Source organism: Pseudomonas sp. (assembly GCF_035497915.1).
In the GTDB taxonomy this organism is placed as follows: Bacteria; Pseudomonadota; Gammaproteobacteria; order Pseudomonadales; family Pseudomonadaceae; genus Serpens.
The window spans coordinates 1-21,335 of sequence record NZ_DATJCS010000002.1; the positions used below are offsets into that span (position 1 = coordinate 1).

Sequence of the window (21,335 nt, forward strand, 5' to 3'; positions counted from 1 at the left end):
GGCCAACAGGCCCGGGCCGTCTACCAGAGCGGCGGTGCCGAACCCCTCAAGCTGTTGCTCAACCAGCAGGACCCCGCCACCTTTTCCCGCACCCTTACCTATTACGAGTACCTGAACCGCGCGCGCCTGGAACAGTTGGCCGACTACGCCCGCAGCCAGGAACAGCTGAGCGAGCTGGAGCGCCAGCGCACCGCCCGCCGCGATGCACTGGCCCGCCAGCAGCAGACGCTGGCCGAGCGCCAGGCGCGCCTGGCCGAGGTGCGCAAGCAGCGCCAGCAGGTACTGGCGCGCCTGAATCGCGACAGCACCGACCGCGCGACCCGCCTGCAGGAACGCCAGCGCGAACAGGCCGAGCTGCGGCAGGTACTCAAAACCATCGAGGAAACCCTCGCCCGTCAGGCCCGCGAACGCGAAGCGGAAGCCGCGCGCCAGCGCCAGCTCGCCGAGCAGCGCCGCCTGGCCCCCGAGGACGAGGCACCCTGGCTGAGCAACACCGCGGCCCGCTACTACGGCGGCCCGTTCGACAAGGCGCGCGGCAAGCTGCCATGGCCCGTGCAGGGCCGGCTGATCGCCCGCTTCGGCGCACAACGCGGCGAGGACTCGCGCACCACCTGGGACGGCGTGCTGATCGGCGCCGGCGCCGGCCAGCCGGTGCGCGCCGTGCACGGCGGCAAGGTGGTGTTCGCCGAATGGCTGCGCGGCGCCGGCCTGCTGCTGATCCTCGACCACGGCGGCGGCTACCTGAGCCTGTACGGCCACAACCAGGCGCTGCTCAAGGAGGCCGGCGACATCGTTGCCGCCGGTGATACCATCGCCACCGTTGGCAGCAGTGGCGGGCAGAGCGTTCCCGCGCTGTACTTCGCCATTCGCCAGCAGGGTCGCCCGAGCGACCCGACCCAGTGGTGCCGCGCGCAAGGCTGAGCGCGCCATCTCGCAACCCGGAGTTTTCCCATGCAGCAGCGCCCCATTTTCCGCAACACCGCCCAGGGCCTGGCCCTGTGCCTGGCTCTGGCCGCCGGGGCAGCCCATGCGCAGAGCGACGCGCCGACCGCGCCGGCCAACGGCCCGGCGGTGCGCGCCCAGTTGCCGCTGGACGAGTTGCGCACCTTCGCCGAGGTGCTCGACCGCATCAAGAGCGCCTACGTCGAGCCGGTGGACGACAAGACCCTGCTGGAAAACGCCATCCGCGGCATGCTCAGCAACCTGGATCCGCACTCCGCCTACCTGGACCCGCAGGCCTTCCAGGAACTGCAGGAAAGCACCAGCGGCGAATTCGGCGGGCTGGGCATCGAAGTGGGCATGGAGGATGGTTTCATCCGCGTGGTCTCGCCCATCGACGACACCCCCGCCTCCAAGGCCGGAATCGAGGCGGGCGATCTGATCGTGCGCATCGATGGCCAGCCGACCAAGGGCCTGAGCATGCAGGAAGCCGTGGACATGATGCGCGGCAAACCCGGCAGCAAGGTGGTGCTGACCCTGGTTCGCGAGGGTGGCCAGCCCTTCGACGTCACCCTGACCCGTGCGGTGATCCGCGTACAGAGCGTGCGCACCCAGCTGCTCGAGGACGGCTACGGCTACCTGCGCATCACCCAGTTCCAGGTCAACACCGGCGCGGAAGTCGGCAAGGCCCTCGCCACCCTGCGCAAGGACAACAAGGCACCACTCAAGGGCCTGGTCATGGACCTGCGCAACAACCCTGGCGGCGTGCTGCAGGCCGCGGTGGAAGTGGCCGATCACTTCATGACCAGGGGGCTGATCGTCTATACCCAGGGCCGCATCGCCAACTCCGAGCTGCGCTTCTCGGCCGATCCCGCCGATGCCAGCCAGCGCGTGCCGCTGGTGGTGCTGATCAACGGCGGCAGCGCCTCGGCGGCGGAGATCGTCGCCGGCGCCCTGCAGGACAGCCGTCGCGCCGTGGTCATGGGTACCGACAGCTTCGGCAAGGGCTCGGTGCAGACCGTGCTGCCGCTCAACAACGACCGCGCCCTGAAGCTCACCACCGCGCTCTACTACACCCCCAACGGCCGCTCCATCCAGGCCCAGGGCATCGTGCCGGACATCGAGGTACAGCGCGCGCGCCTGACCCGCGAGGACGAGGTGGCCGGCGTGAAGGAGGCCGACCTGGCCGGCCACCTGGGCAACGGCAATGGCGGTGCGGACCGCCCCAGCAACGGCAAAGCCGCCCAGGCGCCGCGCCCGCAGGACGAGGATTACCAACTGGGCCAGGCGCTCAACCTGCTCAAGGGCCTGAACATCACCCGCAGTCAGTGATGGACGGGCTGTAGCGGGTCGCGCTGCGGCCGATACAGGTTCTGTCCCGTCACCAATGAGGTTTCCCTATGCCTTGGCGCGCGTTGTGTGTCGCGCTCGGCCTGCTGTTTGCGGGCTCCGCTTTTCCGGCCCAGCCCGTTTACCTGAGCCTGATCATCGACGACCTGGGTCATGACCCGGAGCGCGATCGCCGCGTGCTGGCCCTGCCTGGCCCGGTGGCCCTGGCCATCCTGCCGGACGCGCCGCATGCGGCCGTTCTGGCCGCCGATGCCCACCGCGCCGGCCGTACCGTGCTGGTGCACATGCCGATGGCCCCGGCCGACGGCAACTTCGCCTGGCAGCCCGAGCAGCCGCCCTTCGTCTGGCTGGAACGTCTGGAGGCGGCGCTGCGGGTGATCCCCCAGGCCAGCGGCCTGAACAACCACATGGGCAGTCTGATGACAGCCAATGAAACGGCGATGGCCACGCTGATGCCGGAGCTGCAGCGGCGCCATCTGTTCTTCGTCGACAGCCGCACCACGCCGAAGACCGTGGCCGCCGCCAGCGCCCAGCGCATCGCACTGGCCAGCCTGTCCCGCGACCTGTTTCTCGATCACGACACCAGCCCGGAAGCGGTGGCCGCCGCCTTCCAGCGCGGCCTGGAGATCGCCCGCCGTGAGGGTTCGGTGGTGATGATCGGCCATCCGCACGCCAGCACCCTGGCGGTGCTGGAACGCGAGCTGCCCAAACTGGCCGCCCAGGGCATCGACTGGATCGACGTGCCGCCGATGATTGCCCTGCGCGGCAACCAGGCCATGCCGGCGCATGGCGAGAAAGGCGTGTATCGGTAGGCGGGGGAAGCCTGTGGGGCCGGGTTTATCCCGGCCAAAGGCCGCTACCAAGCGGCCCCTGGGCACACACCCGAAGCCCCGTCGGCCGGCATAAAGCCGGCCCCACAAGGCATCGGTGGCATCACTGTGTATCGGCAGGATTTTATAGGAGCGGCTTTAGCCGCGATGCGATGCTGTGGCCTGCACGCGAGTCGCGACTAAAGCCCCTCCTACAAGGCAGCCAGAATCCTCTGGTCTCAGCGCACCACGATGCCGCGCGCGGCCATATAGGCCTTGGCTTCCGGCACGGTGTATTCGCCGAAGTGGAAGATGCTCGCCGCCAGCACCGCGTCGGCCTTGCCTTCCAGGATGCCGTCGGCCAGGTGCTGCAGGTTGCCGACGCCGCCCGAGGCGATCACCGGAATGCCCACCGCCTCGCTGATCGCGCGCGTCACACCGAGGTCGAAGCCGTTCTTCATGCCGTCCTGGTCCATGCTGGTCAGCAGGATCTCGCCGGCGCCCAGGTCTTCCATCTTCTTCGCCCACAGCACGGCATCCAGGCCGGTGGGCTTGCGTCCGCCGTGGGTGAAGATTTCCCAGCGCGGCGTCTCGCCCGGCGCGGAGACCTTCTTGGCGTCGATGGCCACCACGATGCACTGCGAGCCGAAGCGCTCGGCGGCTTCGCCGACGAACTCCGGATTGAACACCGCGGCGGTGTTGATCGACACCTTGTCGGCCCCGGCGTTGAGCAGGTTGCGGATGTCCTGCACGGTGCGCACGCCACCGCCCACGGTCAGCGGGATGAACACCTGGCTGGCCATGCGCTCGACGGTGTGCAGCGTGGTGTCGCGGTTGTCGACGCTGGCGGTGATGTCCAGGAAGGTGATCTCGTCGGCGCCCTGCTCGTTGTAGCGGCGGGCGATCTCCACCGGGTCACCGGCGTCGCGGATGTTCTCGAACTTGACGCCCTTCACCACGCGGCCGTTGTCCACGTCGAGGCAAGGGATGATGCGTTTGGCGAGGGCCATAACAGATATCTCTCGTAGGGTGGACAACCGCGTAGCGTTGTCCACCGGGTCACCAGGTATGCGGTGGACAAGCAAGGCGTTGTCCACCCGGCTCACATCAGCCCTTGAAGCCGTCGCACAGCGCCTGGGCTTCGGCCACGTCGAGGGTGCCCTCGTAGATGGCGCGGCCGGTGATGGCGCCGATGATGCCCGGCGCGCGGGCATCGAGCAGCTTCTGGATATCGCCGAGGTTGTGGATGCCGCCGGAGGCGATCACCGGGATGCGGCTGGCGGCGGCCAGCGCGGCGGTGGCCTCGACGTTGCAGCCCTGCATCATCCCGTCCTTGGCGATGTCGGTGTAGACGATGGCGGACACGCCGTCAGCCTCGAAGCGACGGGCCAGGTCCACCGCCTGCACGCTGGAGACTTCCGCCCAGCCATCGGTGGCGACGAAGCCGTCCTTGGCATCCAGGCCGACGATCACCTTGCCGGGGAACGCCTTGCAAGCCTCGGTGACGAATTCCGGCTGCTTGACCGCCTTGGTGCCGATGATCACGTAGCTGACGCCGGCCTTGACGTAGTGCTCGATGGTTTCCAGCGAGCGGATGCCGCCGCCGATCTGGATCGGCAGGTTCGGATAGCGCTTGGCGATGGCAGTGACCACCTCGCCATTGACCGGCTGGCCCTCGAAGGCGCCGTTCAGGTCGACCAGGTGCAGGCGGCGGCAGCCACCCTCGACCCACTTGGCGGCCATGCTCACCGGGTCGTCGGAGAACACCGTGGAGTCTTCCATGCGGCCCTGGCGCAGGCGCACGCAGGCGCCGTCCTTCAGATCGATAGCGGGGATAATCAGCATTGCTCGGAACCTGCTCGAATCGGTAATCGGGTAATCAGTAATCGGATGAAAGGACTCAGCCCTTCTCGAGCGCCCACACGTCACTTTCGACGCTGGCGAAGCGGTCGGCCAGCAGCGCCTGCACATCGGCAATCGCCTTGTTGTAGTAGTGCGGGGCGACTTCGCGGCCAATCAACTCCAGGACTTCCAGCACCTCGAAGGAGCCCAGCTCCAGCTCGAAGCGCTCCTCGAGGAAGCGCTTGAGAACCTGCGCCGCAGCCTGCTCCTGAGCGGCGTCCAGCTTGAGCGCCGCCAGCGCGCCCTTGCCGCGACTCACCAGCGTCCGTCCCAGGCCACGAAGTTCTGCAGCAGCTGCAGGCCGTGGGTGTGGCTCTTCTCCGGGTGGAACTGCACGGCAAAGCGCGAGCCTTCGGCCAGCACGGCGGCGAAATCCACGCCGTAGTGACCACGACCGACCATCTGGCGCGGATTGCCGGCCTCGATGTAGTAGCTGTGCACGAAGTAGAAGCGCGCCCGGTCGGGAATGTTGTGCCACAGCGGATGGCTGACCACCTGCTCGACCTCGTTCCAGCCCATGTGCGGCACCTTCAGGTGCTCACCGTCCTCGTGCAGGTCCTTGCCGAAGAAGCGCACCTGGCCGGGGAACAGGCCGATGCAGTCGACCCCACCGTTCTCCTCGCTGCGCTCCATCAGCGCCTGCATGCCGACGCAGATGCCGAGGAACGGGCGGTCCTGGCTGACCTCGCGCACCAGCGCGTCGAAGCCCAGGCGGCGGATCTCCGCCATGCAGTCGCGAATCGCGCCGACGCCGGGGAACACCACGCGATCCGCCTCGCGGATCACCTGGGCATCGCTGGTCACCAGCACGCGGCCGGCGCCGACATGTTCCAGGGCCTTGGCCACCGAGTGCAGGTTGCCCATGCCGTAGTCGATGACGGCGACGGTCTGCATCACAGGCATCCCTTGGTGGAGGGCATCTGCCCGGCCATGCGCTCGTCCAGGGTCAGGGCCATGCGCAGCGCGCGGCCGAAGGCCTTGAACACGGTTTCAATCTGGTGGTGGGTGTTGCTGCCACGCAGGTTGTCGATGTGCAGGGTCACCTGGGCGTGGTTGACGAAGCCCTGGAAGAATTCCTGGAACAGGTCCACATCGAACTTGCCGACCACCGCGCGGGTGTAGGGCACGTTCATGACCAGGCCGGGACGTCCGGAGAAATCGATCACCACGCGCGACAGGGCTTCGTCCAGCGGCACGTAGGAGTGCCCGTAGCGGGTCATGCCCTTCTTGTCGCCGACCGCCTTGGCGAAGGCCTGGCCGAGGGTGATGCCGACGTCTTCCACGGTGTGGTGGTCGTCGATGTGTAGGTCGCCCTGGCATTCGATGTCCAGGTCGATCAGCCCATGGCGAGCGATCTGGTCGAGCATGTGCTCGAGGAAGGGCACGCCGATGGCGAAATTCGCCTTGCCGGTGCCATCGAGGTTGATCGCAACCTTGATGCGGGTTTCCAGGGTGTTGCGTTCGACGAACGCCTTACGTTCGACCATGACCAGCTCCGCAAAAGAACAGAGGGCGCCGTGGAAGTTTTCCACAGCCCGGAGGGCGCGCATTATAGGCCGGAACCCGCCTGCCGGGGAACCGCACGGCCCGTGGGCACCCGCCGCGCGGCTTGCTACCCTAGCCGCCTTCTTTTCCGCAGCGATGCCGCCATGCCTGTCTATGTCGAACGCCCCGTCCAGCTCACCGATCAGGACCGCCAGGACCTGCTCAACGTCTACGCCGACGCCCCCGACTGGCTGCTGCCGCCCTTCGCCGACGGCGCCGCGCTGATCCAGCAAAGCCTGGCCGACGGCAGCCTGCGCGTGGCGCGCTTCAACGGCCGCCTGCTGGGCGCCGCGCGCCTGCAGTCCGGCGGCAATTTCCTGCGCCTGTCGCACCTGTGCGTACGGGCGCTGACCCGCGGGCGCGGCGTGGCTCGCCGCCTGGTCGACGAGGCGCGCCGCGAGGCGCAGCAGCAGGACCTGCTGCTGGTGCTGGCCGCCGATCCGGCCCAGGAAGCCGCCGAGCAGTTGGCCGCGCATCTGATGCTGCCGCTGAGGGCGCTGTGAACAGCCATCCGTTCGCCACGCTCGGCCCGGACCAGGTGCTGGATGCCGTGGAAAGCCTGGGCCTGGTCAGCGACGCCCGGGTGCTGGCGCTGAACAGCTACGAGAACCGCGTCTATCAGGTAGGCATCGAGGACAGCGAACCGCTGATCGCCAAGTTCTACCGTCCGCAGCGCTGGAGCGACGCGGCGATCCGCGAGGAGCATGCCTTCACCGAGGAACTGGCCGAGGCCGAAGTGCCGGTGGTGGCGCCGTTGCGCCGGGACGGCGAGAGCCTGTTCGAACACGGCGGCTTTCGTTTCGCGCTGTTTCCGCGCCGTGGCGGTCGCGCGCCGGAGCCGGGCGATCTGGACCAGCTGTATCGCCTCGGCCAGCTGCTTGGCCGTCTGCACGCCATCGGCGCCAGCCGCGCGTTCCACGAGCGCGAAACGCTGACGGTAGCCAACTTCGGCCACGCCTCGCTGGCCACCCTGCGCGACAGCCCGCTCCTGCCCGCCAGCCTGCGCGCCGACTATGTCGCCGCCGCCCAGGCGCTGCTGGCACGGCTGGACCGGCTGTTCGCCGCCACGCCCTATACCGCCATTCGCCTGCATGGCGACTGCCACCCGGGCAACCTGCTGGAGCGCGACGGCAGCTTCCATGTCGTCGACCTGGACGACTGCCGCATGGGCCCGGCCCTGCAGGACCTGTGGATGCTGCTGTGCGGCGATCGCCAGGAGCGCCTGCGCCAGCTGTCCGAACTGGCCGACGGCTATTCGGAATTCCACGACTTCCCGACCCGCGAGCTGCCGCTGCTGGAAGGCTTGCGCAGCCTGCGCCTGCTGCACCACAGCGCCTGGCTGGCGCGACGCTGGGACGACCCGGCGTTTCCACCGGCCTTCCCCTGGTTCACCACGGAAAACTACTGGCGCCAGCAGATCGGCCTGCTGCGCGAACAGCTGGCGGCGCTGGATGAGGAGCCGTTGCGGTTGTATTGAGGGGGAAGGGAAACCTGTGGGGCGATGCGCGGGACTGACACTCCACCGGCCGGCGTAAAGCCGGCCCTACAACGTCTCGGCGCTGCCCGCAGGTTGGCAAAACCTGTAGGGCCGGGTTTATCCCGGCCGACGCGGGCAGGACCGGTGGCGAGGCGCAGGCTGACACTCCGATGGCCGGCGAAAGCCGGCCCTACAACCTCGGCGTTGCCCGCTGCCCGTAGGGTGGACAACGTTTTCCTCGTCCACCATGGCCGCCAAACGGTGGCCCTATGACGGCCGGAACAGCGCCGACCGCCTACAAGCCAGGCTTCGCTAACTGGCACCCATATAGCGCCCGTCGCGATGATTGAGCGCCAGCACCAGATTGAGCGACACCGCCCCCAGCACCGAGAGCAGCACCCGGTCCGCCGGCACGATGGCGATGGCCGCCAGCACGATCAGTGCGTCCACCGCCATCTGCACATGCCCGGCGCGCAGGCCGAAGCGTTCCTGCAGGTACAGCGCCAGAATGTTCACCCCGCCCAGGCTGGCGCGGTGACGGAACAGCATGAGCAGGCCCACGCCGATCATGAAGCCGCCGAACAGGGCGGCGTACAGCGGCTCGACATGGGAGAAGGCGACCCAGCCGGGGGTCAGCTCGACGAACAGCGACACCAGCGCCACCGCACAGAAGGTGCGCAGGGTGAATTTCCAGCCCATGCGCCACAGCGCCAGGGCATAGAACGGCAGGTTGATCAGGAAGAACATGCCGGCCAGTGGCCAGCCGCCCCAGTAGTTGAGCAGGAAGGCCAGCCCCACCGTGCCGCCGCTGAGCAGCCCGGCCTGGGCGAAGAAGCTGATGCCCAGGGCGATCAGCGCGCAGCCCAGCGGCAGGGCCTGGATGTCCTCCCACCAGGCATGGCGCACGGCGACGCGGGCGGCGTCACTCATGCGCGACGGCGAGTCCAGGTTTCGAAGGCGTAGGCCGGCGCGTCGCCCTCGGCGGCATGCGCCGCATGGCTGTCGCGTCGCCACTCGTGGTCCAGCCACTCCGGGAAATGCGCGTCGCCGGCCGGCTCCAGCTCGATGCGCGTCAGGTACAGGCGCTCGGCCAGCGGCAGGGCCTGGGCATACAGCTGCGCGCCGCCGATCAGCATCAGTTCGTCGACACCCTGTTCGCGCGCCCAGGCATCGGCGCGCACCAGGGCATCGTCCAGCGAGTCGAACACCTCGGCGCCTGGCAGGCGCAGGTCCGCCTGGCGGCTGACCACGATATTCAGCCGGCCGGGCAGCGGTCGGCCGAGGGAATCCCAGGTCTTGCGACCCATGATGATCGGCTTGCCGAACGTCATGGCCTTGAAGTGCTTGAGGTCGGCCGGCAGGTGCCAGGGCATCCGGTTGTCGAGGCCGATCACCCGGTTGCGGGCCAGGGCGGCGATCATGGCGAGGGGGAGGCGAGTGCTGTTCATGGGGCGCGAGGATAGCGCTCGGCAGCCGTTACTGCCTACTCCCGCCCCGCCGCGAACGGTTATCCTCAGCCCAGTTCTTGTCGTGAGTGAAGCCGTGAGTTCATCCCCCCTGTCGCGCCTCGACCGCCTCTGGCTGTGCGAAGCCATCCGCCTGCGCGAGGAGCAGGCCGGCCCGCTGGAAGATGGCGAGGCCAACCGCCGCGCCCGCCTGGCCGGTCCCGCCCTGGAACAGCGCATCGAATCCCGCGCCCTGCTGCTGGCCGAACGCGACGGGCAACTGGTCGCGTTGCGCCATTGGCATCAGGGCGCACGCCTGGCGCTGCTGGTGCTCGCCCTGTTCGCCCTGCTCAGCGGCGCCGGCCTGGCGTTCGCCGCCCTCGGCGACGGTCAGCGTCCGGTCAATGTGTTCTGGGCGCTGGGCAGCCTGCTTGGCCTGCATGTGCTGACGCTGCTCGGCTGGCTGGGCGGCCTGCTGTTCACGCGCGATGCCGGTGGCGCCCTGGGCCGCCTGTGGCTGTGGCTGAGCGAGAAGCTCGCCCGCGACGCCCAGGCCGCGCAACTGGCGCCGGCCCTGCTCGTCGTGCTGCAGCGCCAGCGGCTGGCGCGCTGGGGGCTGGGCGCGCTGGTTCACGGCCTGTGGCTGCTGGCGCTGCTCAGCGCGCTGGCGCTGCTGCTGGCCATGCTCTCCACCCGCCGCTACGGCTTCGTCTGGGAAACCACGCTACTCGGCGCCGACAGCTTCGTTGCCCTGACCCAGACGCTCGGCGCGCTGCCCGCGCTGCTCGGCTTCAGCCTGCCGGATATCGCGCAGATCCGCGCCAGCGGCGAGCGCGCGCTGGTCGAGGAAAGCGCCCGCCAGGCCTGGGCCGGCTGGCTGCTCGGCGTGCTGCTGGTCTACGGCATCCTGCCGCGCCTGCTGCTCGCACTGTTCTGCCGGTGGCGCTGGCGCCGCGGACTGCGCCGACTGCGTCTACCGCTGGACGCGCCCGGCTACCTGCTGCTGCGCGAGCGACTGCAACCGGCCAGCGAACGACTCGGCGTGCGTGACGCCGCCCCGACAGACCTTCCCGAACCCCAGGCCGGTGCCTTCACCTCCGACGCCGAAGGCGTCCTGCTGGCCGGCATCGAGCTCGACCCCGCCTACCCCTGGCCGCCCGTTCTGCCCGAGGGCGTCGGCAACGCCGGCGTGCTGGACAGCCGCGAACAGCGCCGGCTGCTGTTGGAACGTCTGGCCCAGCGCCCGGCCGCGCGCCTGCTGCTGGCCTGCGACCCGCGCCGCTCGCCGGATCGCGGCACCCTGGCGCTGCTCGGCGAACTGTCGCGCAGCGCGGTGGCCACCCGCGTCTGGCTGCTGCCGGTGGATGCCGACGCCGCGCGCCTGGACGACTGGCGCGCCGCGTTGCAGCGCCTCGGCCTGGCCGAGGCTTCCCTGGACTGGCTGGAGAAGGGCCATGACTGAGCCGCTGAAACTCGCCGTGGTCGGCCATACCAATGTCGGCAAGACCTCGTTGCTGCGCACCCTGACCCGCGACGTCGGCTTCGGCGAGGTCTCGCACCGGCCGAGCACCACGCGCCACGTCGAGGGCGCGCGGCTGTCGGTGGACGGCGAGGCGCTGCTGGAGCTGTACGACACCCCCGGGCTGGAGGACGCCATCGAACTGCTGGACTACCTCGAACGCCTGGCGCCCGCCGGCGAACGCCTCGACGGTCCGGCGCGGGTCGAGCGTTTCCTCGCCGGCCCCGAGGCGCGCCAGCGTTTCGAGCAGGAAGCCAAGGTGCTGCGCCAATTGCTCGGCTCGGACGCCGGCCTGTATGTGATCGACGCCCGCGAGCCGGTGCTGGCCAAGTACCGCGACGAGCTGAGCGTGCTGGCCGACTGCGGTAAGCCGCTGCTGCCGGTACTCAACTTCGTGCGCGACCCGCTGCAGCGCGAGGAGGAATGGCGCGCAGCGCTGGCGCGCCTGGGCCTGCACGCGCTGGTGCGCTTCGATACCGTCGCGCCGCCCGAGGATGGCGAGCGCCGCCTCTACGAAAGCCTGGCGCTGCTGCTGGAGCCGGCGCGTGGGCGCCTGGAGCGACTGATTCACGCCCACGAGGCGCAGGCCGCCGAGCGTCTGCAGGCTGGACGCCGGCTGATCGCCGAGCTACTGGTGGATGTCGCCGCCTGCCGGCAGCGCGTGCCGGACAAGGCCGAACAGGAGCGCAGCGCCATGCTGGCGCTGCGCGAGGCCGTGCGTCAGCGTGAGCAGCGCTGCGTGGAGGCGCTGCTGCGGCTGTACGCCTTCCGCCGCGACGACGCCGAGGCCGGCGAGGTGCCGCTGCTGGACGGCCGCTGGGGCGATGACCTGTTCAATCCGGAAACGCTCCGGCAGATGGGCGTGAAGATCGGCGGCGGCATGGCCGCCGGAGCCGCCGCCGGCGCCGGCATCGACCTGATGGTCGGCGGCATTACCCTCGGCGCCGCCGCGCTGCTCGGCGCGCTGGCCGGCGGCGGCGCGCAGACCGCCCGGCACTATGGCAATCGCCTGCTGGGCAAGCTCAAGGGCGAAAAGGAACTCACCGTGGACGACGCCGTGCTGCGCCTGCTGGCGCTGCGTCAGCGGCAACTGCTCGACGCGCTGGCCGCCCGCGGCCACGCCGCACAGGACGCCGTCCGCCTGGAGTCGCCGCAGGAGCAGGCCTGGAAGGACGGCAAGCTGCCCAAACCGCTGTCGGTGGCCCGTGCGCATCCGGAATGGTCGTCGCTGAATGGCAAGGTGCGCGGCGAGGAAGACCGTCAACAGTGGATTGATGCCCTGGCCAAGCGAACGTAGCCGCCATTCGGATCCCGCACGGCGGCCAAGAAAAACGTTGTCCGCCCTACCGGGGTGGGAGACCACGCTTCATGCCGGCCTGCTGGCGTAGGGTGGATCGCGCTTCACCGATCCACCAACGCGCCGCGAGGTGCGGCCGGCCAGGCGCGCCGTGCCGGCGCGATGGTGGACAAGAACAACGTTGTCCACCCTACGGGCGCCGCGATTTAAACCGCCACCGGCGCCTTGATATGCGGATGGCTCTGGTAGCCGACCAGCTCGAAGTCCTCGAAGCGGAAGGCGAACAGGTCCTTCACCTCGGGGTTGAGCTTCATCTGCGGCAGCGGCAGCGGCTCGCGGCTGAGTTGCAGGTCGGTCTGCTCCAGATGGTTGGCGTACAGGTGGCAGTCGCCGCCGCTCCAGATGAACTCGCCCGGCCGCAGGTCGCAGACCTGCGCGACCATCAGCGTCAGCAGCGCGTAGCTGGCGATGTTGAAGGGCACACCGAGGAAGATGTCGGCCGAGCGCTGGTACAGCTGGCAGCTGAGCTTGCCGTCGGCGACGTAGAACTGGAACAGCGCGTGGCAGGGCGGCAAGGCCATCTGGTCGACCAGCGCCGGGTTCCAGGCCGAGACGATCAGCCGGCGCGAGTCCGGGTTCTTCCTGATCATCTCCACCAGCTTGGCGATCTGGTCGATGGACTCGCCGTTGGGTCCCGGCCAGCTGCGCCACTGGTAGCCGTACACCGGTCCCAGCTCACCGTTCTCGTCGGCCCACTCGTCCCAGATGGAGACGCCGTTTTCCTTCAGGTAGCGGATGTTGGTCTCGCCCTTCAGGAACCACAGCAGCTCGTGAATGATGGACTTCAGGTGGCACTTCTTGGTGGTGACCAGCGGAAAGCCGTCGGCCAGGTCGAAGCGCATCTGGTGGCCGAACACGCTGTAGGTGCCGGTGCCGGTGCGGTCGCTCTTGAAGGTGCCGTGCTCGCGCACGTGGCGCATCAGGTCGAGGTACTGTTTCATCGGAGGCTCGGAGGGGGCAGACGTCGCGGCATGGTAAGGGCTGCGCGCGCGGCGGGGAAGGAAGGCGGTCGGGTTCTGAAACCTGTGGGGCCGGCTTTATGCCGGCCAGCGGCGCTCGGTTCGCAGCCGAAGTGTCGCTCCCACCCACGTCGGCCGGCATAAAGCCGGCCCTACACATCCTATGCCGGCTGGCGACCCTCGCGCCGGTACGCCCAGACCATCATCCCGGCGCCAATCAGCACCATCGGAATGCACAGCAGTTGACCCATGGTCAGCCAGCCGAAGGCCAGGTAGCCGAGCTGGGCGTCCGGCACGCGCACGAACTCGACGATGAAGCGGAACACGCCGTAGCACACCGCGAACAGGCCGGACACCGACATCACCGGGCGCGGCTTGCGGGTGTACAGCCAGAGGATGACGAACAGCGCCACGCCTTCCAGGGCGAACTGATACAGCTGCGAGGGGTGGCGCGGCAGCTGCGCCGGGTCGGTAGGGAAGACCATCGCCCAGGGCAGGTCGGTGGCCTTGCCCCACAGTTCGGCGTTGATGAAGTTGCCGATGCGCCCGGCGCCCAGGCCGATCGGCACCAGCGGGGCAATGAAGTCCATCAGCGCGAAGAACGATTTGTCGTTGCGTCGGCCGAACAGCCACACCGCCAGCAGCACGCCGATCAGGCCGCCGTGGAACGACATGCCGCCTTCCCAGACGCGCAGGATCTTTGCCGGATCGGCGAGGTAGGCGGCGAAGTCGTAAAACAGCACATAGCCCAGCCGCCCGCCAAGGATCACCCCCAGGGCCACCCAGAACACCAGGTCGGACAGCTTGTCCTTGTGCCACTCCGGGGCGAAGCGCTGCACCCGGCGCGAGGCGAGCAGCCAGGCGCCGCCGATGCCGATCAGGTACATCAGCCCGTACCAGTGGATCTTCAGGGGACCGATGGCGATGGCCACCGGATCGATCTGCGGATAAGGCAGCATCCGACACTCCTCAAATCAGGAAATTGGTGCCCACACACACCAGCAGCACCGCGAACAGGCGCTTGAGCATCAGCGGGGACAGACGATGCGCCAGGGTAGCCCCGAAGCGCGCGAAGAACATGCTGGTCAGCGCAATGCCGACCAGCGCCGGCAAGTAAACGTAGCCCAGGCTCCACTGCGGCAGGTGCGGAGCATCCATGCCCACCAGCATGAAGCTGATCGCGCCGGCGAGGGCAATCGGCAGGCCGCAGGCGGCGGAGGTGGCCACCGACTGCTGCATGGGCACACCGCGCCAGTTGAGGAACGGCACGGTCAGCGAACCGCCGCCGATGCCGAAGATCGCCGAGGCCCAGCCGATCACGGTGCCGGCCACGCCCAGCCCGAGCTTGCCGGGCACCCCGCCGCCGGCCTTGGGTTGCAGGTTGAAGCCCATCTGGATGGCCATGCCGATGGCGAACACGCCGATGATCTTTTGCAGTACCTCGCCCTGCAGCCAGTCGGCGGTGAGGCTGCCCAGCGCGGCACCGACCACGATGCCGGCGGTCATCCAGCCCACCAGCGTCCAGAGCACGGCGCCGCGCTTGTGGTGTGCGCGGATGGAGTTGATGGAGGTGAACACGATGGTGGCCAGCGAGGTACCCACCGCCAGGTGCGTGAGCACCTCGGGGGCGAAGCCCTGGGCGGTGAAGCTGAATACCAGCACCGGCACGATGATCAGCCCGCCGCCGACGCCGAACAGCCCGGCCAGCACACCGGCGCAGGCCCCCAGAACGAGATAGATCAGAAATTCCATGCCAGCCCCCTGAAAGCGAAGCCGGCATGGTAGAGCAAGCGCCGGGCCGCAGCTACCGGACGGCCCTTGCCGTGACGTCCGCCCGGCGGCAAGCTGGGCCGGTCATCGTTCTGGGTGAAGTACATGTGTCTGATCCTGTTCGCCTGGCGCCCCGGCCATGCACTGCCGCTGGTGGTCGCCGCCAACCGTGACGAGTTCCATGCCCGGCCCAGCCTGCCGCTGGCGCACTGGGATGAGGCGCCGGGCGTGTATGCCGGGCGCGATCTGGAAGCGGGCGGTACCTGGATGGGCGTCGGCCCCGGCGGGCGCTTCGCCGCGCTGACCAATATCCGCGATCCCGCGCAGCCGCTCGGGCTGCGCTCGCGCGGCGAGCTGGTGGCGGGCTTCCTGCGCGGTGACCGCTCGCCCGAAGACTATCTGGGCGAAGTGGCCGAACGCGCCGGTGAATACAGCGGCTTCAACCTGCTGGTCGGCGATGCCGAGCGCCTGTACTACCTGCATGCCCGCCAACCGGCACCGCTGGAGCTCGGCGCCGGCGTCTACGGCCTGTGCAACGCCGCACTGGATACGCCCTGGCCGAAGCTGCTGCGCGCGCGCCAGGCCTTGGCCGAACGCCTGGAGGCGCCGCATCCCAAGCGCCTGCTGGAGCTACTGGGTGACCCCACGCCGGCCGACGACGCGCAGTTGCCGAACACCGGCGTCGGCCTGGATACCGAGCGCCTGCTGTCCAGCGTGTTCATTGCCAGCGCCCACTACGGCACCCGGGCCAGCAGCGCGCTGATCGTGCGAGCCGACGGCCGGCGCGAGTTCCACGAACGGCGTTTCGGCCCCAACGGCGCGCGGCTCGGCGAGGTGCGACTTAAGTTGTAGGGGTTATGCCCAGCTTCGGGGGATCAACCTGTGGACAAGCTGTTGGCCACGGACCTTGAAGCCCGGTCGGCGCGGCCTGGCCGCAGGCGGTCACTTTTCAGCCGCCGCGCCAGCGGTTTCCCACCGATCACGGGGAGCATTCTGTGGATAAGCTGTTGAGCGCCGTCTGCGGCCGCGCTACGCCGGGCCTTTGCGTAAAGAGCTTGAATTTCAGACAGTTAGCCAGCAGCCTGGGGGCCGCCACGGTCCGTCGCCGGGCGCATCGGCCTGCCGCGCGGGTCGCCCGAAGCTCGCCCGGGGTTTTCCCCGGAAGCGGGGGATGGCTCTGTGGACAAGCTGTGGGCGTGCCGCTGCGCAGGCTGTTTTCCGGGGGGCCGATCCGGGTGATGCTTTTTTGGCCAGCAGTCGCTGCGACGCGATGTCACTCTGCCAGCTTCGTTGATCCAGCGCATGATTTTTGCCGGAATACTGTGACAGGTTAGGCGGATACGGCATCCGATCCGAAGGGTACGGTCATGCCTGACCTTATTCCTTGCGTGCGAGCAAAAAAATAAGGTGGCGCCTCCGGCGTCACAGGTGGGTAAAAGAATACAAAGGAACCTGTCCCTGCCCGCCGCGACAGGGTTTTGCTCGGATGCAGCACCCAACCATGTGAAGGTCCAATAATAAAATGCCTAAACCCTTCGATCTGCTCATCCGGCGCCTCGCCTCGCTGCTGCCCAACGAGCTCAAGGCCGTCGAGTTTCCGCAACTGCTGCTGCCGACGCGTCATTCGCTGCTGCTCAGTCAGCGCCGGGCGACCATGATCGTCAATCGGGTACGCCTGTTCGCCTTCCTGTACGCCCTGCTCACGCCGCTGTGGAGCGTGGTCGACCTGATCGTCTTCGACTACCCGCTGTGGTCCAGCCTGGCGGTGTCCCGGCTGCTGGCCTCGATGGCCTTCGCCAGCCTGCTGGTGTTCTATCGTCCCAATGGCAACCTGCTGGATGCCTACCGGGCCATCGCCATCCTGTTCTTCATTCCCACGGTGTTCTATGTGGTGTCCCACACCCTGATCACCGGCCACCAGCTCGAACCCTTCTCCGCGGCGGTGGCCACCGGCTATGCCTTCCTGCCGTTCGTGCTGATGGCCGGCCTGGCCATTTTCCCGCTGACCCTGGTTGAAAACCTGATCCTGGCCAGCACGCTGCTGCTCGCCCAGGGCCTGGCCGGCTTCCTGAACTGGCCAGTGCTCAACTGGCCGTCGTATGCCGGCGGCTACTGGCTGCTGGTGCTGATTGCCGGCGTCACCGCGCTGGCCTGCATGAGCCAGCTGGCGTTCATGATCGCGCTGGTGCGCCAGGCGATTCGCGATCCGCTGACCGGTATCCTGTCGCGCGGCAGCGGCACGGAAATCCTCCATCTGCTGTGGAGCAATGCCGAACAGAACAATGGCTGCCTGGCGCTGGCCTTCTTCGACATCGACCACTTCAAGGCCGTCAACGACACCTACGGCCACGAGGCCGGCGACCGGGTGCTGCAGGAGTTCACCAACAGTCTGCAGGCGCGCATGCGCGGCTCCGACACCCTGCTGCGCTGGGGTGGCGAGGAGTTCCTGCTGGTGATGCCCAACACCGACATGAACCAGGCCCGCCGCGCGCTGCAACGCCTGACCGAGTCCGGCCTGGGCGTGCGTCCGGACGGTACGCGGCTGACCGCCAGCATCGGCCTGGCCGAGCGCTGCGCCGACAAGGTCGTGGCGCCGACCGCGCTGCTGGAACTGGCCGACCACCGCATGTACCGCGCCAAGACCGGCGGCCGCGACCAGATCTGCTCCACTCCGGACGGCCAGCCCGAGCCGGAATCCTGCGCCCAGAAGGCCTACTGCTGAGGCCCGGCGCTCAGCGCATCGGCTCGGCGCCCCAGGCGCCAGCCCAACCAGCCCCATAGCGCCGCGCACGCGGCGCCCACCAGGGCCACCGGCAGCGGCCCGTGGCCCAGCGCATCCAGTCCGTTTTTCAGCCAGGCGCTGGCCACGTCACCACCCCGGTACACCAGCGTGTCGATGACGTTCTTGGCCTTGTACTTGCTCTGCGCATCCAGTGGCGCGAAGAGCATTTCGCGCCCCGGCCGCACGAACGCGTATTCGCCGATGCGCCGCACCACCATGAGCGCCGCCAGCAGCAGGAACATCGGCGCCAGCGCCAGCCCCAGAAAGCCCAGACACACCAGCAGGGGCACCACCGAGAGCAGCACCCGCACACCCAGGCGCTTGGCGACCCGTCCGGTGATGAACAGCTGGGCGGTCAGCGCGCCGGCCTGCACCAGCAGATCGATCAGCGCGAACACCCGCACCTGGCTGGCACGCTCGGGAAACAGCGCGTCCACCAGACGGGCCTGCTCGAAATACAGAAAGGTGGTGGTGGCCGACAGCAGCACCACGAACAGCGCGATGCCCGCCAGGTAACGGGAGTGCAGCAGCAAGGTCAGGCCACTGAAAGGGTTGCCGGGGATCGGTCGTCGGCTGCTCTCGCTCGGCGGCGCACCGGGCCGCCCGGCGCCGCCCCGCTCGCGCCAGCCCATCAGGTAGTGCTTGCAGCCCAGCGCCAGCAGCAACAACAGGGCGGCCAGCACCAGCAGCCCGGCGGTGCCCAGGCGCCCCACCAGCAGCGCGCTCAGTGTGGGGCCCAGCAGCCCGCCCGTGCTGGCGCCGGCGGCGATGAAGGCGAACAGCCGCTTGGCCTGCTGCCCGTCGAAGACATCCGCCATCAGGCTCCAGGCCACGGAAATCACGAACAGGTTGTAGACCGAGATCCACACGAAGAAGGTGCGCGCCAGCCACACGTGGTCCGGCTGCACGGCGAACAGCAGCGCGAAGGCCACCAGGTGCGTGGCGAAGAAACCGTATACCCAGTCGAGGTAGCGCACCCGTGGCACCCGGGTGCTCAGCCAGGCGAACAGGGGTACGGCCACCAGCATGCTCAGGAAGGTGGCGGTGAACAGCCACTGCAGGTGCTCGACCCCACCCTGGATGCCCATGGCCTCGCGCAGCGGCCGCAGCATGAAGTAGCCGGAGAACAGGCACAGGAACAGGGCGAAGCCCGCCAGCGCCGCTGGCAGCTCCCCCGGCCGCGCGTCGATCAGCCGCGCCAGTCGGTCGGCAGGCTGCATGCCGTCAGGCGAAGGCCGCGGCGATCCGTTCGCGCAGCCTCGCATCCGGCAGGCGTCCGCGCCCGGCGAGCAGGTTGTCGGCCATGTAGCGCGGGTTGGAGGTGGCCGGAATCACGGCGGTCACCGCCGGCTGGGCGAGGATGAACTTGAGCAGCAGTTGCGCCCAGGAGGTGGCATCCACTTCCATCGCCCAGTCCGGCAACGGCCGGTTCCTGACCCGCGCCAGCAACTGGCCGCGCGCGAACGGCCGGTTGATCAGCACGGCGATACCGTGATCCGCGCACCAGGGCAGCAGACGCTGCTCGGCCAGCCGCTCGCCAACCGAATAGTTGATCTGCACGAAGTCGATGCCCGGCTCTCTGCCCAGCACATCCAGCACGTCCTGCTGGGCCGCCTCGCGGTAGTGGGTGATGCCGACGTAGCGGATGTTCCCGCGCGCCTTCTGCTCACGCAGCAGGTTCAACTGGGTGCGGGTGTCTTGCAGGTTGTGCACCTGCACCAGGTCGATTTGCGGGGCCTGCAGCGCCCGGAAGCTGGACTCCAGCTGGCGGCGACCGGCCTGTTCACCGCTCGCGGAAACCTTGGTGGCGATGAACACCTTGTCGCGCACCGCCAACTGCTGCACCAGATGGCCGCACACCCGCTCGGCATTGCCGTAGCTGGGTGCGGTGTCGATCAGTCGCCCGCCACCGTTGACCAGGGTCTTCAGCACCTCCAGCAGCGGCCGCAGGGCCTCGTCATCCAGCGGCACATCGTGGGTACGCGAGGTGCCCAGCCCGATCACGGGCAGTTGTTCGCCACTGGAGGGAATGCGGCGCTGCTGCAGCCGGGTCTGCGCCCACAGGGGGCCGCACGGCAGCTGGGCCAGGGCGGCCAGCAGGGTGGCGTTCAGGAGGAACTGGCGGCGGCTCGGCATGGCGGATCCTCTGCGGCGGTTCCCGTGTGACCGCAGCCCACGGCGCGCATTCACCCCGGTGGCTCAGTGTCGTGCTTGCCGTTAGACCAAACGGTCTATGGAGTTCTCGCCCATGAACGACTCCCTGACCTCGACCGCCCACGAAAAAGCCGCCCGAAGGCGGCTTTTTCAACAGCGGCTAACGCTTACAGCTGCGGGCCGGCGTTGCGAATGGCCTCGCTCACCTCGAACTTCTGGAAGTTCGTGACGAACTTGCCGGCCAGCTCGAGGGCGGCGGCGTCATAGGCATTCTTGTCGGCCCAGGTGTTGCGCGGGTTGAGCAGCTGGGTCTCGACGCCGGCAACGGCCTTCGGCACGTCCAGGTTGATGATCGGCAGGTGCTCGGTCTCCACGCCCACCAGCGAACCGTTCTGGATCGCGGCGATCACCGCGCGGGTGGTCGGGATGTTGAAACGCTTGCCGACACCGTAGCCACCACCGGTCCAGCCGGTGTTGACCAGGTAGACCTTGGAGCCGAACGCCTGGATGCGCTTGATCAGCAGCTCGGCGTAGACACCGGCCGGACGCGGGAAGAAGGGCGCGCCGAAGCAGGTGGAGAAGGTCGACTTGATGCCGGGACCCGAACCCATCTCGGTGGAACCGACCAGGGCGGTGTAGCCGGACAGGAAGTGGTAGGCGGCCTGCTCGTTGTTGAGGATCGACACGGGCGGCAGCACGCCGGTCAGGTCGCAGGTCAGGAAGATCACGGCCTTGGGTTCGCCACCCAGGTTCTTCTCGCTGCGCTTCTCCACGTATTCCAGCGGGTAGGCGGCGCGGCTGTTCTGGGTCAGGCTGTCGTCGCTGTAATCCGGAACATGGTTCTCGTCGAGCACGACGTTTTCCAGCACGGTGCCGAACTGGATGGCCTTCCAGATCACCGGCTCGTTCTTCTCGGACAGGTCGATGCACTTGGCATAGCAACCGCCCTCGATGTTGAACACCACGCCTTCGCCCCAGCCGTGCTCGTCGTCGCCGATCAGGTAGCGGCTCGGGTCGGCGGACAGGGTGGTCTTGCCGGTGCCGGACAGGCCGAAGAACAGGGTGACGTCGCCGTCTTCACCGATGTTGGCGGCGCAGTGCATCGGCAGGACGTCCTTCTCCGGCAGCAGGAAGTTCTGCACCGAGAACATGGCCTTCTTCATTTCACCGGCGTAGCGCATGCCGGCGATCAGTACCTTCTTGCTGGCGAAGTTGATGATCACGCAGCCGTCGGAATTGGTGCCGTCACGCCCGGGCACGCACTCGAAGTTGGCCACGTTGAGCACCTGCCACTCGTCCTTGCCGGCCGGGTTGTAGGTGTGCGGGT

23 protein-coding genes are annotated in these 21,335 nt (G+C 68.4%); 9 read left to right on the top strand and 14 right to left on the bottom strand.

The genetic code is table 11. The annotated features are described in order from the left end of the window. The 3 genes from VL129_RS00475 to VL129_RS00485 form a co-directional block, all read left to right on the top strand. On the top strand, nucleotides 1-921 hold a 921-nt coding region (locus VL129_RS00475), incomplete at its 5' end, for a murein hydrolase activator EnvC family protein (RefSeq protein WP_325408959.1). Nucleotides 922-951: 30 nt separating this feature from the next. Then, on the top strand, nucleotides 952-2,271 hold the full coding sequence (locus tag VL129_RS00480; protein WP_325408961.1) for a S41 family peptidase: 1,320 nt from the start codon (nucleotides 952-954) through the stop codon (nucleotides 2,269-2,271). Between the two features lie 68 nt (nucleotides 2,272-2,339). Beyond that, on the top strand, nucleotides 2,340-3,101 hold the full coding sequence (locus VL129_RS00485) for a divergent polysaccharide deacetylase family protein (RefSeq protein WP_325408963.1): 762 nt from the start codon (nucleotides 2,340-2,342) through the stop codon (nucleotides 3,099-3,101). A gap of 236 nt (nucleotides 3,102-3,337) precedes the next feature. On the opposite strand, the gene hisF is transcribed toward VL129_RS00485, so the two are convergent. From hisF to hisB, 5 genes are all read right to left on the bottom strand, one after another. After that, a complete protein-coding gene (gene hisF / locus VL129_RS00490; RefSeq protein ID WP_325408965.1) occupies nucleotides 3,338-4,108 on the bottom strand; it encodes an imidazole glycerol phosphate synthase subunit HisF in 771 nt (256 codons plus the stop codon). Between the two features lie 97 nt (nucleotides 4,109-4,205). Beyond that, nucleotides 4,206-4,943, bottom strand: a complete 738-nt coding sequence (hisA, locus tag VL129_RS00495) for a 1-(5-phosphoribosyl)-5-[(5-phosphoribosylamino)methylideneamino]imidazole-4-carboxamide isomerase (RefSeq protein ID WP_325408967.1) — start codon at nucleotides 4,941-4,943, stop codon at nucleotides 4,206-4,208. 55 nt (nucleotides 4,944-4,998) lie between these two features. After that, entirely contained in the window at nucleotides 4,999-5,259 is a 261-nt protein-coding gene (locus VL129_RS00500) for a DUF2164 domain-containing protein (protein ID WP_325408969.1), read from the bottom strand. Continuing rightward, nucleotides 5,256-5,894, bottom strand: coding sequence for an imidazole glycerol phosphate synthase subunit HisH (gene hisH / locus VL129_RS00505; RefSeq protein ID WP_325408971.1), 639 nt, complete (start codon nucleotides 5,892-5,894; stop codon nucleotides 5,256-5,258). Before hisH ends, VL129_RS00500 begins: the two co-directional genes overlap by 4 nt. Next, complete coding sequence (gene hisB / locus VL129_RS00510) at nucleotides 5,894-6,487, bottom strand: imidazoleglycerol-phosphate dehydratase HisB (RefSeq protein WP_325408973.1); 594 nt, start codon at nucleotides 6,485-6,487, stop codon at nucleotides 5,894-5,896. Before hisB ends, hisH begins: the two co-directional genes overlap by 1 nt. A gap of 162 nt (nucleotides 6,488-6,649) precedes the next feature. Here hisB and VL129_RS00515 point away from each other — a divergent pair, with 162 nt between their 5' ends. Both VL129_RS00515 and VL129_RS00520 read left to right on the top strand, forming a co-directional pair. Further along, nucleotides 6,650-7,048 carry an acetyl-CoA sensor PanZ family protein gene (locus tag VL129_RS00515; protein ID WP_325408975.1) on the top strand — a complete coding sequence of 133 codons (399 nt, stop codon included), beginning with the start codon at nucleotides 6,650-6,652 and terminating at the stop codon, nucleotides 7,046-7,048. Further along, nucleotides 7,045-8,022, top strand: coding sequence for a serine/threonine protein kinase (locus tag VL129_RS00520; RefSeq protein WP_325408977.1), 978 nt, complete (start codon nucleotides 7,045-7,047; stop codon nucleotides 8,020-8,022). The genes VL129_RS00515 and VL129_RS00520 overlap by 4 nt, the downstream gene beginning before the upstream one ends. Nucleotides 8,023-8,334: 312 nt before the next feature. On the opposite strand, the gene VL129_RS00525 is transcribed toward VL129_RS00520, so the two are convergent. Further along, nucleotides 8,335-8,952, bottom strand: coding sequence for a YitT family protein (locus VL129_RS00525; protein ID WP_325408979.1), 618 nt, complete (start codon nucleotides 8,950-8,952; stop codon nucleotides 8,335-8,337). Beyond that, nucleotides 8,949-9,470: a dihydrofolate reductase gene (locus VL129_RS00530; protein ID WP_325408981.1), complete on the bottom strand. Its 522-nt coding sequence runs from the start codon at nucleotides 9,468-9,470 to the stop codon at nucleotides 8,949-8,951. The genes VL129_RS00525 and VL129_RS00530 overlap by 4 nt, the downstream gene beginning before the upstream one ends. A gap of 94 nt (nucleotides 9,471-9,564) precedes the next feature. On the opposite strand from VL129_RS00530, the gene VL129_RS00535 reads away from it, so the two are divergent. Together VL129_RS00535 and VL129_RS00540 are read left to right on the top strand one after the other, a co-directional pair. Next, a complete protein-coding gene (locus VL129_RS00535; protein ID WP_414705089.1) occupies nucleotides 9,565-10,929 on the top strand; it encodes a DUF2868 domain-containing protein in 1,365 nt (454 codons plus the stop codon). After that, nucleotides 10,922-12,283: a DUF3482 domain-containing protein gene (locus VL129_RS00540; RefSeq protein ID WP_325408985.1), complete on the top strand. Its 1,362-nt coding sequence runs from the start codon at nucleotides 10,922-10,924 to the stop codon at nucleotides 12,281-12,283. The genes VL129_RS00535 and VL129_RS00540 overlap by 8 nt, the downstream gene beginning before the upstream one ends. Nucleotides 12,284-12,489: 206 nt before the next feature. On the opposite strand, the gene VL129_RS00545 is transcribed toward VL129_RS00540, so the two are convergent. The 4 genes from VL129_RS00545 to VL129_RS00560 form a co-directional block, all read right to left on the bottom strand. Then, the gene (locus VL129_RS00545) at nucleotides 12,490-13,284 is read right to left on the bottom strand and encodes a thymidylate synthase (protein ID WP_325408987.1); all 795 of its coding nucleotides are present in this window, start codon (nucleotides 13,282-13,284) and stop codon (nucleotides 12,490-12,492) included. Nucleotides 13,285-13,463: 179 nt separating this feature from the next. Continuing rightward, nucleotides 13,464-14,261: a prolipoprotein diacylglyceryl transferase gene (lgt, locus tag VL129_RS00550; RefSeq protein WP_325408989.1), complete on the bottom strand. Its 798-nt coding sequence runs from the start codon at nucleotides 14,259-14,261 to the stop codon at nucleotides 13,464-13,466. 10 nt (nucleotides 14,262-14,271) lie between these two features. After that, a complete protein-coding gene (locus tag VL129_RS00555; protein WP_325408991.1) occupies nucleotides 14,272-15,054 on the bottom strand; it encodes a sulfite exporter TauE/SafE family protein in 783 nt (260 codons plus the stop codon). Next, nucleotides 15,042-15,179, bottom strand: coding sequence for a hypothetical protein (locus VL129_RS00560; protein WP_325408993.1), 138 nt, complete (start codon nucleotides 15,177-15,179; stop codon nucleotides 15,042-15,044). Before VL129_RS00560 ends, VL129_RS00555 begins: the two co-directional genes overlap by 13 nt. Here VL129_RS00560 and VL129_RS00565 point away from each other — a divergent pair. Together VL129_RS00565 and VL129_RS00570 are read left to right on the top strand one after the other, a co-directional pair. Next, nucleotides 15,178-15,924 carry an NRDE family protein gene (locus VL129_RS00565; protein WP_325408995.1) on the top strand — a complete coding sequence of 249 codons (747 nt, stop codon included), beginning with the start codon at nucleotides 15,178-15,180 and terminating at the stop codon, nucleotides 15,922-15,924. The genes VL129_RS00560 and VL129_RS00565 overlap by 2 nt on opposite strands. Before the next feature lie 670 nt (nucleotides 15,925-16,594). Then, nucleotides 16,595-17,794 carry a GGDEF domain-containing protein gene (locus tag VL129_RS00570; RefSeq protein ID WP_325408997.1) on the top strand — a complete coding sequence of 400 codons (1,200 nt, stop codon included), beginning with the start codon at nucleotides 16,595-16,597 and terminating at the stop codon, nucleotides 17,792-17,794. Here VL129_RS00570 and VL129_RS00575 read toward each other — a convergent pair. The 3 genes from VL129_RS00575 to VL129_RS00585 all read right to left on the bottom strand — a co-directional run. Beyond that, the gene (locus VL129_RS00575) at nucleotides 17,785-19,074 is read right to left on the bottom strand and encodes an NTP/NDP exchange transporter (RefSeq protein WP_325408999.1); all 1,290 of its coding nucleotides are present in this window, start codon (nucleotides 19,072-19,074) and stop codon (nucleotides 17,785-17,787) included. The two genes, VL129_RS00570 and VL129_RS00575, sit on opposite strands and share 10 nt — an antisense overlap. Before the next feature lie 4 nt (nucleotides 19,075-19,078). After that, a complete protein-coding gene (locus VL129_RS00580; RefSeq protein ID WP_325409001.1) occupies nucleotides 19,079-19,990 on the bottom strand; it encodes an aldo/keto reductase in 912 nt (303 codons plus the stop codon). A 185-nt stretch (nucleotides 19,991-20,175) separates the two neighbouring features. Then, on the bottom strand, nucleotides 20,176-21,335 hold a 1,160-nt coding region (locus VL129_RS00585), incomplete at its 5' end, for a phosphoenolpyruvate carboxykinase (ATP) (RefSeq protein WP_325409003.1).

Bases quoted from the DNA above. Each gene is read 5' to 3' on its own strand.
- VL129_RS00480 (WP_325408961.1), top strand. From the start codon at position 952: ATGCAGCAGCGCCCCATTTTCCGCAACACCGCCCAGGGCCTGGCCCTG.
- VL129_RS00485 (WP_325408963.1), top strand. From the start codon at position 2,340: ATGCCTTGGCGCGCGTTGTGTGTCGCGCTCGGCCTGCTGTTTGCGGGC.
- hisF (WP_325408965.1), bottom strand. From the start codon at position 4,108: ATGGCCCTCGCCAAACGCATCATCCCTTGCCTCGACGTGGACAACGGC.
- hisA (WP_325408967.1), bottom strand. From the start codon at position 4,943: ATGCTGATTATCCCCGCTATCGATCTGAAGGACGGCGCCTGCGTGCGC.
- hisH (WP_325408971.1), bottom strand. From the start codon at position 5,894: ATGCAGACCGTCGCCGTCATCGACTACGGCATGGGCAACCTGCACTCG.
- hisB (WP_325408973.1), bottom strand. From the start codon at position 6,487: ATGGTCGAACGTAAGGCGTTCGTCGAACGCAACACCCTGGAAACCCGC.
- VL129_RS00515 (WP_325408975.1), top strand. From the start codon at position 6,650: ATGCCTGTCTATGTCGAACGCCCCGTCCAGCTCACCGATCAGGACCGC.
- VL129_RS00525 (WP_325408979.1), bottom strand. From the start codon at position 8,952: ATGAGTGACGCCGCCCGCGTCGCCGTGCGCCATGCCTGGTGGGAGGAC.
- VL129_RS00530 (WP_325408981.1), bottom strand. From the start codon at position 9,470: ATGAACAGCACTCGCCTCCCCCTCGCCATGATCGCCGCCCTGGCCCGC.
- VL129_RS00540 (WP_325408985.1), top strand. From the start codon at position 10,922: ATGACTGAGCCGCTGAAACTCGCCGTGGTCGGCCATACCAATGTCGGC.
- VL129_RS00545 (WP_325408987.1), bottom strand. From the start codon at position 13,284: ATGAAACAGTACCTCGACCTGATGCGCCACGTGCGCGAGCACGGCACC.
- lgt (WP_325408989.1), bottom strand. From the start codon at position 14,261: ATGCTGCCTTATCCGCAGATCGATCCGGTGGCCATCGCCATCGGTCCC.
- VL129_RS00555 (WP_325408991.1), bottom strand. From the start codon at position 15,054: ATGGAATTTCTGATCTATCTCGTTCTGGGGGCCTGCGCCGGTGTGCTG.
- VL129_RS00565 (WP_325408995.1), top strand. From the start codon at position 15,178: ATGTGTCTGATCCTGTTCGCCTGGCGCCCCGGCCATGCACTGCCGCTG.
- VL129_RS00560 (WP_325408993.1), bottom strand. From the start codon at position 15,179: ATGTACTTCACCCAGAACGATGACCGGCCCAGCTTGCCGCCGGGCGGA.
- VL129_RS00570 (WP_325408997.1), top strand. From the start codon at position 16,595: ATGCCTAAACCCTTCGATCTGCTCATCCGGCGCCTCGCCTCGCTGCTG.
- VL129_RS00575 (WP_325408999.1), bottom strand. From the start codon at position 19,074: ATGCAGCCTGCCGACCGACTGGCGCGGCTGATCGACGCGCGGCCGGGG.
- VL129_RS00580 (WP_325409001.1), bottom strand. From the start codon at position 19,990: ATGCCGAGCCGCCGCCAGTTCCTCCTGAACGCCACCCTGCTGGCCGCC.